This window comes from Microcystis aeruginosa FD4 (assembly GCF_009792235.1).
In the GTDB taxonomy this organism is placed as follows: Bacteria; Cyanobacteriota; Cyanobacteriia; order Cyanobacteriales; family Microcystaceae; genus Microcystis; species Microcystis viridis.
This window is the reverse complement of record NZ_CP046973.1, coordinates 5,389,054-5,402,368: the sequence shown is the minus strand read 5'-3', so window position 1 is coordinate 5,402,368 and position 13,315 is coordinate 5,389,054. Positions and strand designations below refer to the sequence as shown.

Sequence of the window (13,315 nt, the reverse complement as noted above, 5' to 3'; positions counted from 1 at the left end):
CCAGTCATCATGATCAGGGTTGCCATGGTTCAACGCTCTACTGCCGTCTGGGGGTCAAAATCTCTTTTATCCTGTTTACCTTTTGGTGTCGGTCATGCGTCGGAAGGGGTTTGTCTCCTGCTGAAAATCGGTCCCTATCGCGTACTTTTAGATTGCGGTTTGGCCGATATGCAACCCCTCACCCAAAACAAAAAACCCCCCATGGATCTGGTGTTCTGTAGTCACGCCCACAGCGATCACATCCGTGGGTTAATGGCTCTCCATCAGACCTATCCCCAATTGCCAGTTTATGCCAGTGAGGTGACAGTACAACTGCTGCCCCTACAATGGCCCGATGCTGCCGAGGAAATCGGCAGTTTCTGTCAGGGTTGGCCATGGCGATCGCCGATCGCTCTCTTTGAGGATCTCACCGTCGAGATTTTTCCAGCGGGCCACCTGCCTGGGGCTGCCGTGGTCCTATTCACCTACAAAACCCCCAAACGCACCTATAAAGTCCTCTATACCGGCGATTTTTCCCTGTCTAATTTTCAACTGGTGGAAGGATTATCGATCGATCTGCTGCGGGGAATATCCCCCGATGTGCTGATTATTGAAGGCAGTTACGGCACAGAACGCCATCCCCACCGACGACAGCAGGAAAAACAGTTGATGAATCGCATCTATCAGGCGATCGCTGAGGGGCAAAATGTCTTACTACCCGTCCCCGCTTTGGGATTGGGTCAAGAAATTTTAAAATTACTGCGGTCGCACCACCAATTCACGGGCCGCGACATTGATATCTGGGTTGGGGGCAAGATCGCTAAAGCCTGCGATGCTTACCTAGAGATTTTACCACAATTTCCCGCATCTGTCCAGAATTTTGCCAAACATCAGCCCTTATTTTGGGATGAGCGCATCTGTCCCCGGTTGCGAAGGTTGCCAGAAAAACCGACACCCCTAGGGGGAACCACTCCGATAATTTTACTAATCGATCGCCTAGAGGAGGTGAGTGAATATCTGCAAGGGGATAAACCTTGGTTAATGTTAGTTCCCCAACACCTGCACGATATCAACCCGGAGAATCCCCGATTAAAAGCGGCACGGCGTTCGCGATTAATTAGCCAAGAAACCTATCTACTCGCGGAACATAGCGATAGTCGCAACACCACCCAACTGATCCATAACCTGCGACCGCAGCATATCATGTTCGTCCATGGTTCACCCCTATATCTAGCGGATTTGACCAGTTTAGAAGAATTACAAAGCCGTTATCAACTCCATTCTCCGGCCGTGGGAACCCTGGTGGAATTGCCCATTGGCGATCGCTTTATGCAACCGACACCCCCGGCCCCCAGTCACTATGAGGGAGAATTAAATGAATCGGATTCGATCGTCACTATCACCTTACCAGAGCCGATCACCCGGGATCCCCGGTGGAGGAATTTCGCCGATACGGGACTGGTAGAAGCGCGCTGGCAAGGGGAAGAATTATTATTGCGGGGAGTCTCCCAACGGGAATTATTAAGCGAGAATCCCAATCGCATCACCAAAGCTTTAGAGGAGATGGATTGCTGTCGTGTCTGTGTCCACTACAAAAGTCAGCGTTGTTGGAATCCCGCTTCTCCCCTCTACGGTTTTAAAGTGGTTCCCGAAGGCTATTGTCCCGTTTTTGAAGCCAATATATAATTAGGGCTGGCTGAAAAAGTTTGGGGGTTAGGAGTCGGTCTTTAGGAGTCAGTATTCCTGGACTTGCTCCATACAGAAATACTAAAAAATTAACAAAACCCTTATGAAGATTTTAACTCAGGCTCTCCTAGACTTTTAGCCATAGCTAGTATATTCCTAGGGGAGAAGTTCAGAAATAAGAGCATGAAAACTGACACGATTTTTGATCAACTCTTTCAATCTTTCCCCTCTATCTTCTTTGAATTAATTCAACTCCCTATCACCGAAGCCAATAACTACCGCTTTGACTCAGTGGAAGTCAAACAACTTTCCTTTCGTCTCGATGGAGTCTTTCTGCCGCAAAATAATCACCCCCAGACTCCTATCTACTTCTGTGAGGTACAATTTCAAGAAGATGAGGCTTTTTATCAGCGCTTTTTCACTGAAATATTCTTATATCTCAGTAAAACCGACTTAACCAATGATTGGCGGGGTGTGATTGTCTATCCTAACCCTCAAGTAGAAACCAATCAAGTTCAACGCTATCGGGAACTCCTCAACTGCGAGCGAGTCAGACGGATTTATCTGAATGAATTAGAAAATATTCCTCAAACTTCGATTGGTTTAGCCACAGTCCAATTAATCACCCTATCTAAAGCAAAAGCGCTTGATAGCACCCGAAAATTAATCCAAAGAGTGCGGGAAGAATTAACCCCCGACCAAAAACCGCAAGAACTCTTACAATTAATAGAGACGATTCTCATTTATAAGTTAGGGACTTGCGTGGGAATAATATCCCAGCTTTGAAAATCGCTCTGTAGAAGAATCAGACCAGCCAGATGGCACAGGATCAAAGCGCAAGTCCCTTATTGGAAGGGGGTTCTCGAAGGCTCTCCCCCTACTTAGGGTGATCAGCAAACCCCCTCCGCGTGGAGGGCGCAAGCTTTGCGCCCCTACAGTAACGGATTTTGTCCACAATGTAGGGGCGAACTGCGTTCGCCCAAAAGGTACATTATCAAAGCGCAAGTCCCTTACCGCCTCTCAATCGTCGGGAGATAGAAACTATGTTTAGTTTAGATGAATTAAAACAAACTCAGTATTTTCAAGATGTGCGCGAGGAAGCGCGTCAGGAAGGTCGTGAGCAAGGCATTGAGCAAGGCATTGAGCAAGGCATTGAGCAAGGCAGACTAAACAAAGCACTAGAGGCTGTTCCTCGTTTGTTGGCCTTAGGGTTAAGCGTTGAGCAAGTCGCATCCGCGTTAGAGTTAGAGGTTAAACAGGTTAGAGCTATACAAAAGGGGACATAAGACTATATCGCCCCCTAACCAAAAAGGAAGGCTTTTAAAGCTTCCTTACACTATAATTGGTCATTTATTGCCGTTTGCAAGCCAATACACCCAGAGAACTCTTCGTTTCATGGCCTTGAAGGGTCTGAATTTGCTATCCCACACAAGGCCTGCTAAAACGGTTTGTTGGTGGGGTGAGGAGTCAGTATTTTAGGAAAGGAGATTACCGCGACTACCGTTCGGAAGAATAGTTTCTTCGAGGGAAGCGGAAAGGAGATTATTTTCAGTTAAAATCGCCCCAATTAAGTTAGCTTGTTTGAGATTAGCTCGTTTAAGATTGCTTCCCACTAAATAACTCAAGAGTAATCCCGCTTGGTGTAGGTTAGCACCAGAAAGGTTAGCGGAGGCTAAATTAGCGCCGAGAAGATTACAACCGGTTAAGTTAGCCTGGCGAAAATTGGCTTTATTAGCGTCAGTTTTGCTTAAATCGGCTCCAGTTAAGTTAGCTCCCTCAAAATCGCTACAATTGAGGTTAGCTCCCGTCAGATTAGCACCTTCGAGGTTAGCATAACGTAAATCCGCCCCCCGTAAATCCGCCCCGCGCAAATCAGCATAGCTGAGGTCGGCGTATTGAAGGTGGCAGTTTTCCAGATTAGCTTGATAGAGATAGGCTCGAATTAAGTTAGCCTCTTTTAAGTTAGCATGGCTAAGATTAGCAGAGCTAAGAATAGCACGAGTGAGAATAGCCCGTTTTAGGTTAGCTTTCCCCGCCATGGCATGGGTTAAAGTGGCTGAGGTGAGATTAGCCGCTTCGAGATTCGCTTTGAACAGTTGAGCAAAAAGTAAGCTACTGTGAATTAAACAGGCAGAACTTAAATCAGCCTTTTTGAGAACAGTATTACTCAAAATTGCGCCGCTTAGTTGACTTTGGCGCAAATTTGCCCCAGAAAGGTCGGCTTTAGTCAGGTTAGCATCGATAAGACAGGCTTTGCTTAAATTGACTTCTTCGAGGGCAGCGGCATTGAAATTAGCGTTAATTAAACAAGCTTCGGCTAAATTGGCTCGTTTTAGGTAACTATGACTTAGGTTAATCTGGTTTAAACACTGTCTCTTTAAATTGACTCCGCTAAGTCTGACTTCCGCAAAGTTGCGTTCTCCTCGATTGTACAGTTCGATTAGATGTTCACGATTGGTTAAGGCATTGCTACTCATAAAATAACTAAATTGTTCTGGAAGCTGATTTCCAGAGAATTGGTTGGGGAAAATTACTGATCATGAAGTCGATCCCTAGGATTAGTACAGGGAGCGACTGGGAATTTTTGCGAATAAATAGAAATTTTCAACCAATTACGGGCTTAAAATCCCTATTGGCAATCACTAAAACCGGTAAAGAACGAAAAGAATCGGGGTTCAATACCAAAAACAGTCTCTACCTAAACCCGCCACTTGTTGCCAGCCAGGTCTAGGCATTAAATTAGAGAAGTCTTGTGCGTCAGTTTTTCTGACTGAATCTACTGCCTCGCCGATGTCTTGACTCGGTATCATACAGTTGAATTTGTTAGGTCTGCTTAGTCAGTCCACTAGCCAAGAGGCTAAAACTCTTAATCACCAGATTTCGGGGACTCTCCAGTTGAGCAATCATAAAACTCGGTAAAAGTCAATCCCTCTTAGGGATGAACTGCCCAATTCTATTCCCTGAAGCCTTAGTCTATTGATCATATCAGGTTGTGGTCTGTTTTGGCAAGAGCGGTTAATGGCTTTTTAATCAATTCGCCAAAAGGCTTGATTTTCCGTAGGAGATAATTGTACAGACCGGTTATCTAAATATTGTCTGAGACTGGGGGAAGGATTGAGGAGATAAATATCGGTAAATTGATTTTTTAAGGAGGGGATGGAAACTCTAAGATCCGACTGAATAAATAAATACTTTGTCTTAGCATCAGTGGTATGAATCAGGGGCAAGGTATCTAACCAATGTTCTGAAATAATTAGAGGTTTTTGACTGCGATTAATCATCGTATAAGCGTTGGGAATATTACTACCATAGCCCACATATCTAGTGGCTGGCGGTGGATAGGGAATTTTGGCAATTAATCCGAAAACTAGCAATAATATTAAGAGAATTTTTGCCCAGATTTGGCGATGCTGTAATCCCTTACTTAGTAAAAAGGTAACTGCCAGCAGCATACCGAGAAAACTCGGTAAGTAAAATCTGCCCACAGCTGTGTAGCGAAATCCTCTGATTAGATCCCAAGCTAAAAGAGAGAAAAAGGGGATAATGGTCAGGAGAATGATCAGGGTAAAAACTTTTTTATCGGCTTTTTTGCCCAGATAAATAAAGGAGATGATGACGAGGATAATTAGGCAGTATTCAATAATAGGGGTGCTGCTGGGATTGGCTAAACTAAAATTATAAAATAAACGAGCGATCATTGTTACCCATCTTTGCCAAAGTACCTCTAGGGGTAAACTGCCTTTTGACCATCCAAAGATAGTAAATCGACTGGTAAAAATCCGGGTTAACCAAATTGAATAAATCCACAGGGAAGCAAGTAAGCTGATGCTATAGTATTTTTTGGTTAAAGAGTTAAAATAATTCAGCTGCAGCAGAAAATATAGGCTATGAACCACTACAACAAAAATAAAGAAAACATGGGTATATAAACCAGCAATTAGGGATAAACTATAGAAAAACCAATCTTTTTTCGGTTGCGACGAATCAATAGCTTTGAGAAATAACCAGCTAGAAAGTATCGAAAAGAAAACATATAGTCCGTATTCCCAAATTCCCAGAGCATAACCAGTAAAACGCGGGGAAAAGAAGATAATTGTAGCGGCGATTAAAGCGGCGTTTTTATTTTTAAATAAAGTCAAAGCTAAATGGTAAAAACTCCATAAAATACCAAGCCAAATAATTACCGAAAATCCCCTTACGACTAAATAAGAGTTGCCTAATAATCTTGCTAAAAACCAGAGGAAACTGTAATAGAGAGGTAGATCGTAATTCGAGCTAGTATAAAGAGAGGCTAAGGTATCGGGAAACCCTTTCACGGAATTAACCCCTTGAAATTGCCAGAGTTGTTCTGTAGATTTAATTTGTCCGTCGAACAGATAGTTAATTAACTGTTCAGGTGTGTAACCAGAAAGATGCAGTAAGACCAAAGATTCATCGTGCCAAACATAGCTATAGTAGGCGAGATGGACAAAATAGAAAATATTGAAAATAATCAATAAACCTAAAGCAAATCTAATCCCAGATTGACGGGTAAGCATAATTATCTTGATCCTGTTAAAAATCAATAATTACTGTTGACTAACTCCTGCTTAATCACTCTATAATTTTGATGGGCAATCGGTAAACTAAACCAAAACTGTGAGCCAACCCGCGGGGTACTTTTTACCCCAATTCTCCCGGAGTGAGCCTCGATAATTTGCCGACATTGGTAGGAACCTAAACCGATTCCCGTTAGGTGTTGATTATGAAGATTTCTTACATATAAACGGAAAAGATGTTGACATTGTTCCTCATCCATGCCAATGCCATTATCGCTTAAAGTGCAGTAGATCATGTCTTGGTCAATACGAGCATCTAAAGCTAATTGAATCGGTGGAGGATTATGTTTTAAGGCATTATTTAATAATTGCTCAAAAACACTTCTTAGTTGACAAGGATCGGCATCAATAGCGGGTAAGTTATCGGGGAGAAGATTAATAAAAGTAGCTTGGTATAAATCAAAATCTTTTTGCCAATCTTTGAGCCAAATTTCCACCTGTTTTTTTAGAGATAGAGGTTGACGATGCAAGATTAAAGGCCGTTCTTCAGCAAAATGATTTTCTGATAAAGCATTAATTAAAGTTAATTGTCGATCGCAACTACGCACCACCTGATCGAGCATTGCTCGCGAGATAGTTACTTTTTCTGTTTGCCGACACTGTAAATTGTTTAATAACATCACTAATCCCATAATCGAAGTGCGAAGATCGTGGGATACTGCCTGTAAAAAAACCGTTTTCATTTCGTATAAATGCTGAATTTCCCGGACTTTTTCCCGCAGTTCCAGGGTTCTTGCTGCCACTTCTTGTTCTAAATTATTATTCAATCTTTGCACCCTCTGATATAGTTGCGCTTGGCCAATAGCAATACAAACTTGGGTGGCTAACTGTTCTAGTAATTTGACCTCGCTTTTTTGCCAATGACGGGGATGGGAATATTGATGGACAACTAAAGCACCTAAATGTTGATTATTAACCGTTAGGGGTAAAACTAAAGAGGATTTAACTTGCAGATATTCGTAATAACCCTTGAGAGTGGGTAGAGTTTGCACCTTAGCGGTATTATCGGCAATAATTAACTTATCTAAAGAAAACAATTGTCCCAATTCTTCCAGTAATTCTGGTTCGGGAAACCAACCCATCAGTGAGGGAATCTCAGGACGACGGGACTCGACGATTACCTTAGACCAACCCCCCTCTTGACAGCGCCCGATATAGACTTGATCGGCATCGAGAAAATGTCTGATTTCCTCAACAATGGTATTTAAAACCTGATCTATATCTAAAGATTGATGGACTTTTAAAGCAACTTGTGTTAGTAAATGTTCTCGTTCTAAAGTTTCATTTAAAGCTCGATCGATCTGTTGTCTTTCGGTAATCGCCGCCGATAAAAACAGAGAAGTTGACATGACAATGACTAAAAAGATTTGTAAGATCAGGACACCTCTGGTATGGTCGGGGGCCTGTAGGATAAAAGGGCTGACTCCCCCAGCCAATCCCATCAAAGCTAAAATAGATATCAAAAAATTGGCTATTACCGCTCCCCAAGTCTGAAAACGCATAGCAGCCCAAACCACAAAAGGAAAAGGCAGATATTCGAGGTACTGCACCATACTCCAGTCGGGGTTAAGAAAATTCTGTTGACCACCAAAAACCACAGAAGTCACCCCCGTTAGCAAACTCAGACAAAGTAAGGCCTCGCCAAAGCGTTGGGGTTGTCGTGGTTCCCTCAGGGAGTGACGATTGAAGCAAAAACGCAACAGCAGCGGCGTGGTCATTAATATTCCTGTACTATCTCCGAGCCAGATCATGCCCCAAGACTGTCCAAATTGCCGCCAATCCCAAGTATTTAGCCAACTACGGGCAAAAGTATCGATAGTGGCATTAACTGCCGAGGCCAATAAGGCCGCTAAAAATACCAGCAAAAGGATATCGCGAATGCGCTGTAAAGTGGCGGAAAATCTCAGATAATGCAAGAATTGCGCCCCTAACAGAGCCGATACACTGCTACCGAGCGCCGAAAATAGAGCTATAGGCCAACTGCCCCCTAAAAAGAAGGTCAGAAGCAAATCTCCGATAAAAACGCCTAAAACTAGCCTTTTTCCCCCTAAAAAAACAGCAGTTAAGCCAATACCAGCACTCATCCAAATTGGGGCAGGTCGCGACCCTAAATTTAAGCAGAGATAGCCTAGCCAACCAACACCCAGATAAACTAGGGCAACAAGCACAATTTTCGACCGATCTGATGAAATCCGTAGCATTTTCAGTTATCAGTTATCAGTTATCAGTTATCAGTTATCAGTTATCAGTTATCAGTTATCAGTTATCAGTTATCAGTTATCAGTTATCAGTTATCAGTTATCAGGTTTAAGTTTTAAGTTTTAAGTTTTAAGTTTTAAGTTTTAAGTTATAGGACTTACGCATTGACAGGATCGACCAAATATGAGGTATGGGTTTCGGGCATTTTAACGTGATTTTTTGATGACTTTTGAGCGATCGCTATCGATCAGAAGTTAATCGCCAAAAGTCTGAAACGACGGATTTTCGTTCATACACATCATGGTGAATTTGTACAGTGCGTAACTCCTAGTTATTAGGTTTAAGTTTTCAATTTTCAATAAATTTAGTATCTTTCACTGGTCACTGATCACTGGTCACTGGTCACTGGTCACTGGTCACTGATCACTGGTCACTGGTCACTGGTCACTGGTCACTGGTCACTGATCACTGGTCACTGATCACTGGTCACTGGTCACTGGTCACTGATCACTGGTCACTGGTCACTGGTCACTGTTAATCTATCTCCAGATTGCCTAAACTAGGAGTAGTTCTGCTTCATGCAGATGGGTGAAAACCGTACATTTTCCTTTTAGGAATCAAAGATTATGCGGATTTTAATTGTTGAAGACGATCCTTTAATGCAGTTAGGTTTAGAACAAGCACTCGGTGAACAGCCAGATTTTGAGATCGTCGGTCAAGCGAGTGATGGTCTAGCAGGGGTACAATTAGCCCTATCCCTACGGCCGGATTTAGTGGTCATGGACATCGGTTTACCCCGTCTCGATGGCATTGCGGCAACTAAACAGATTAAGGAAGGTTTAGCTAATGTTCATGTGGTTATGCTCACTTCCCACACTCTCCAACAGGAAGTGATCGCAGCCCTGGCCAGTGGCGCTGATGCCTATTGTATCAAGGGAGCGAGTCTCGATCGCCTTTTGGCCGCTATTGAAGCAGCTAAGGATGGGGCCACCTATTTAGACCCTCAAATTGCCCGTTTAGTTATGGATAATCTCAAACCGCCGGCGGTGCAACCTAATCCCAATCTAGCACTTTTATCGGAGCGAGAAATGGAGGTTTTAAAGTTAATTGTCGAGGGCAAAAGTAACGCTGAAATCGCCGAACAACTCTATTTAAGCACCAATACGATTAAAACCCATGTGCGGGGAATTATGAATAAATTGGCCGTGGACGACCGAGTACAAGCGGCCGTAATTGCCCTGCGATCTGGTATTGTTTAACGAGAAAATGACGATTTACCTACAGGAATATTCTACCTCAATTGCTACTGCTACAATTGCTCAAAAAATCCCTTCAATGATTTATAATAAGTTGTTGACCTATCTCTGTTGGATAAACCATGACTATCGCTCAAAGCTTGCCCCTAGTCGAGTCTCATGTCAACCCTGAGATAATCTTCCCAGAAGGCGAATTTTGGAGTGATGAACCACCCTTGGAAAGTAACCTACATCTACAACAAATTATTTTATTAATTCAGTGTTTAGAATGGTGGTGGCGCGAGCGAGAAGATTATTTTGCCACCGGCAATTTAACTATCTATTACAGTCCCAACCAGAAAAAGTCAGAATTCTTCCGTGGTCCCGATTTTTTCGTCGTTTTGGGGACAAATCCCAATCCTAACCGCAGAAGTTGGGTAATTTGGCGAGAAGAGGGCAAATATCCCAATTTAATTATCGAAATTCTCTCCGATAGTACCGCCAAAGTTGACCGAGAGGAGAAAAAACGAATTTATCAAGATATATTTCGCACTCCCGATTATTTTTGGTTTGACCCAGAAAGCCTAGAATTTCAAGGATTTACCCTAATTAGCGGTCAATATCAACCGATTACCCCCAATGCCCAGGGATGGCTCTGGAGTCAACAATTAGGCTTATATTTGGGTTTATCTGCCAATAAATTGCGCTATTTTACCCCCGAAGGGGAATTAGTACCCACTCCCGCAGAAGCGGCACAACAGGCAGAAAATCGGGTTTTAGAGGCAGAAAATCGGGTTTTAGAGGCAGAAAACCAAGTACAGCAAGAAAAGCAAAAAGCGGCGAAATTAGCGGCTAAACTGCGGGAATTGGGCATAGATACCGAGGAAAATCTCTAATCTTCTTTTGTTATTCAATAACGCTATTTTCGGTGAGAGGTGAGCGTATTTGGTGTCATTTAGAGGCTGAATAGTTGACTAATCGCAGAAAGCTCCGCGCAAGCGTAAGTTTTCCCGCAATTCCTCGGTCATACCCACATTGTCGGCAAACTTTGCCCCCTGCACTTTTGCCCCGCTAAAATTCGCTTGAGTGATGTTGACTTCAACCAAATTAGCTCCTTCTAAATTAGAGCCAATTAAATTAGCTAACGCCAAACTAGAACGGTAAAAATCAGCATAACTTAAATCGGCATTAGCTAATAAGGCTCCGCTTAAATCCGCTCCCTTAAAACTAGCATGACTGCCATTAATTTCACTTAAATCAGCATCGGTTAAATTGGCCCCCCGCAGATTAGCTTGATAGAGATTGGCCATACCTAAAGACATACCACTTAATTCCGCTGCTAGGAGATTTGCCCCTGTAAAATCCGTTAGGGGATTAAGTTCAGCTAATTGGGCTAATTCCAGAAAATCATCACTAACAGCAGCATAAATTCCCTCGATTTGTGCCTGCAATTTCTCTAAATTTTCTGATGCTGCCGGCTGCGGTTCAACTCGAATAGTATCTAATTCTACCTGCGATGAACCCAAAGAAATACGACTCAAAAAAGCATCAAATTGATTTTCCATCAGGAAAAATGCTAACTTTCGCTCTAAAATACTATGTTTATTGGGACTTAGATCGTGTTTCCATAATCCCGATGTTTCCGTGATACAGATATCGGCAGCTGTCAGCGAAAATTGCACCGTCAGATGATAAGGTTCTTCCTCCACACTAACGGTTCCTAGGTTAGTCCTTTCGATCGCTCCTGTAAATATTGACTGAGGACTTTTGAAAGATAACCGCCATTGATGATTATTAATACGATTTATGTATAACTCTTGACTAGAAAGAGGATTTGGTGTTAGGCGACAATTAACTAAAAGAAAATCTAATTTTCCCCCTTTTAGTCCCCATTTGATTTCCCCGCCGAGGAGAGATTGAATTTGAGCTTGTAGGTGTAAAGTTAAATATAAATCAAATTTTTGCGAGTCGGTGGCTACTGGTTCTAGGGTTAACGATACACTATCGGGATAGCGATCAAAGGCAGCTAAAAGACGCATAATCTAAAAGAGAAAAGCCAAAATAAACAGTAAAAAAGTGGTGTTTCTCTGGCCCTAAAGCCGAGAACTCACCCCCATTTAAAACAATAGCCGATTTTCTCGATTCTCGATGAACATTTCTTCGGCGATCGCTGAATGATTGCCCCTGAAAATCAAGGTTAAATTAGTTGACTTTCTCTTTTTTGCCGAGCTTGTCGTCCGCATTAAAAAACATCGGCAAAAAGCGTTCCATAAACATTTGTGGATCACGATTCCAGGCTTTTTGAGCCGCTTCTACCCGGAATAATTGCAATTTCGGGTCGAGAAGGCTTTGGGGTAAACGTTCCATCAGATATTGAGGACGTTCCCAAAGCGGCATAGTGGCGGCGATTTCCATTAAATGACCGACGCGGCGCAATTCTGCCCCCAGGGTGATATCCATACCCGATTCATAGGCGGCCTGTTCGATCGCTGAGTATTTGGCCTTAGCTTTTTCGACTTTTTGCCGATGTTCGGGGCTTTTTTGGGCAATTTTGGCTAACCAACGATTGCCCCAACGCACATGACCGGCTTCTTCAGGAAAGATTTTGGCGATCGTTTCCTGAATTTTCAGATTTTCTGGGGTTTGTTCCCCTGCTTTGAGAGCATAAATATGGGCGGCAAAGTATTCGCATCCCCGTTTTTCCGTGACGTTAATTGCCGCCAGGGCCGCAATCAGTCCATCTTCCCTTTGTTCTTCACCTTGGAATTGATCTTGATCGAGAAGACGTTCAAATTCATCGATATAGGACAACCCCGGCGGTTTCCCCACATCGGCCCCCAATTCGATCAATAAATCGGTTAACCAGTAGGCATGGCGCGCCTCATCGGCGACGTGGTGGGAAAGATCCTGTATTAGTTCTTGCGGTTGTCCGTCTAAGGTTTCGATCAGTTCGGTCAGGTCTTTACAGCTACGTTGTTCGTTGTAGCGGTAGCGGTTGAGGGTGACAAGATGAATTTCGCGATCGCTAATGACACGCTTCATGATGTCGCGAGCGCTCATCGTCTTCTTGAATTTACGAGGGTAAGCAACGGTCATGATTTTGTATCGTTTTGTAAACGGCTTCCCGTATTCTAACGGAGTTTTCCCCCGATCTGGCAAGGGAGCGGGAATTGGGAATTGGGGAATTGGGGGATTGGGGAGCGTTGCCTTAAAAACCACTAAATCCCGTGGCACCTAGATAGACTTCCCTCCAGTGGGGACGACGATAATCCGGGTTAAAATAACAGTCCACATAATTAACGATGTTGGGTAATTCTTGCCAGGTAATTTCCTGTTTGAGAAACCTTAATAATTTGTTTTCCCAATCCCTGGGATTATCGCAGATAATTGGATGTTTGATCCCCAGTGGTTGCTATTGATTCTCATCCAGATCGACGATAAGATCAAGATTGAGCATTCCTAAAGGACGGATAAATATTCCTGGGGCGGCAATTTTAAATTCTCCTGCTAATTTTACCTGTTTAAGCACGACAACAAAATGCCACCCTTCAGGAATTTTATAGGGAATTTGACTTCTGTTAATAATGCGCTTGCCTTCCACATTGTAACCGCAACTTA

At 43.1% G+C, this 13,315-nt stretch carries 12 protein-coding genes and 1 pseudogene; 6 read left to right on the top strand and 7 right to left on the bottom strand.

All coding sequences use genetic code 11. From position 1 onward, the window contains the following. Positions 1 to 24: 24 nt before the first annotated feature. The 3 genes and pseudogenes from GQR42_RS26835 to GQR42_RS26825 all read left to right on the top strand — a co-directional run bounded on the left by GQR42_RS26835 (position 25) and on the right by GQR42_RS26825 (position 2,951). The gene (locus GQR42_RS26835) at positions 25 to 1,665 is read left to right on the top strand and encodes an MBL fold metallo-hydrolase (RefSeq protein WP_158202303.1); all 1,641 of its coding nucleotides are present in this window, start codon (positions 25 to 27) and stop codon (positions 1,663 to 1,665) included. Positions 1,666 to 1,848: 183 nt separating this feature from the next. Beyond that, positions 1,849 to 2,418: pseudogene (locus GQR42_RS26830) on the top strand (Rpn family recombination-promoting nuclease/putative transposase); the annotation flags it as partial. 290 nt (positions 2,419 to 2,708) lie between these two features. After that, positions 2,709 to 2,951: a hypothetical protein gene (locus tag GQR42_RS26825; RefSeq protein WP_158202302.1), complete on the top strand. Its 243-nt coding sequence runs from the start codon at positions 2,709 to 2,711 to the stop codon at positions 2,949 to 2,951. Positions 2,952 to 3,140: 189 nt separating this feature from the next. Here the strand turns inward: GQR42_RS26825 and GQR42_RS26820 are convergent, their stop codons facing one another. The 4 genes from GQR42_RS26820 to GQR42_RS26810 form a co-directional block, all read right to left on the bottom strand. Then, the gene (locus GQR42_RS26820) at positions 3,141 to 4,142 is read right to left on the bottom strand and encodes a pentapeptide repeat-containing protein (RefSeq protein ID WP_158202301.1); all 1,002 of its coding nucleotides are present in this window, start codon (positions 4,140 to 4,142) and stop codon (positions 3,141 to 3,143) included. A gap of 198 nt (positions 4,143 to 4,340) precedes the next feature. Continuing rightward, positions 4,341 to 4,475: a hypothetical protein gene (locus GQR42_RS29700; protein WP_255520608.1), complete on the bottom strand. Its 135-nt coding sequence runs from the start codon at positions 4,473 to 4,475 to the stop codon at positions 4,341 to 4,343. A gap of 216 nt (positions 4,476 to 4,691) precedes the next feature. Next, positions 4,692 to 6,203: a glycosyltransferase family 39 protein gene (locus GQR42_RS26815; protein ID WP_158202300.1), complete on the bottom strand. Its 1,512-nt coding sequence runs from the start codon at positions 6,201 to 6,203 to the stop codon at positions 4,692 to 4,694. A 23-nt stretch (positions 6,204 to 6,226) separates the two neighbouring features. After that, positions 6,227 to 8,464, bottom strand: a complete 2,238-nt coding sequence (locus GQR42_RS26810; RefSeq protein ID WP_158202299.1) for a sensor histidine kinase — start codon at positions 8,462 to 8,464, stop codon at positions 6,227 to 6,229. Between GQR42_RS26810 and GQR42_RS29695 the strand changes: the two genes are divergently transcribed. The 3 genes from GQR42_RS29695 to GQR42_RS26800 all read left to right on the top strand — a co-directional run bounded on the left by GQR42_RS29695 (position 8,449) and on the right by GQR42_RS26800 (position 10,593). Further along, positions 8,449 to 8,574 carry a hypothetical protein gene (locus GQR42_RS29695; protein WP_257792609.1) on the top strand — a complete coding sequence of 42 codons (126 nt, stop codon included), beginning with the start codon at positions 8,449 to 8,451 and terminating at the stop codon, positions 8,572 to 8,574. The two genes, GQR42_RS26810 and GQR42_RS29695, sit on opposite strands and share 16 nt — an antisense overlap. A 514-nt stretch (positions 8,575 to 9,088) precedes the next feature. Then, positions 9,089 to 9,721 (top strand): response regulator, encoded by a 633-nt coding sequence (locus GQR42_RS26805; protein WP_002737320.1) that lies wholly within the window; start codon positions 9,089 to 9,091, stop codon positions 9,719 to 9,721. A gap of 119 nt (positions 9,722 to 9,840) precedes the next feature. After that, the gene (locus GQR42_RS26800; RefSeq protein WP_158202298.1) at positions 9,841 to 10,593 is read left to right on the top strand and encodes a Uma2 family endonuclease; all 753 of its coding nucleotides are present in this window, start codon (positions 9,841 to 9,843) and stop codon (positions 10,591 to 10,593) included. 78 nt (positions 10,594 to 10,671) lie between these two features. Here the strand turns inward: GQR42_RS26800 and GQR42_RS26795 are convergent, their stop codons facing one another. The 3 genes from GQR42_RS26795 to GQR42_RS29320 all read right to left on the bottom strand — a co-directional run bounded on the left by GQR42_RS26795 (position 10,672) and on the right by GQR42_RS29320 (position 13,298). Next, the gene (locus tag GQR42_RS26795; RefSeq protein ID WP_158202297.1) at positions 10,672 to 11,736 is read right to left on the bottom strand and encodes a pentapeptide repeat-containing protein; all 1,065 of its coding nucleotides are present in this window, start codon (positions 11,734 to 11,736) and stop codon (positions 10,672 to 10,674) included. 163 nt (positions 11,737 to 11,899) lie between these two features. Then, on the bottom strand, positions 11,900 to 12,793 hold the full coding sequence (locus GQR42_RS26790) for a ferritin-like domain-containing protein (protein WP_158202296.1): 894 nt from the start codon (positions 12,791 to 12,793) through the stop codon (positions 11,900 to 11,902). A gap of 316 nt (positions 12,794 to 13,109) precedes the next feature. Next, positions 13,110 to 13,298, bottom strand: a complete 189-nt coding sequence (locus GQR42_RS29320) for a hypothetical protein (RefSeq protein WP_233271195.1) — start codon at positions 13,296 to 13,298, stop codon at positions 13,110 to 13,112. Positions 13,299 to 13,315: the final 17 nt, after the last annotated feature.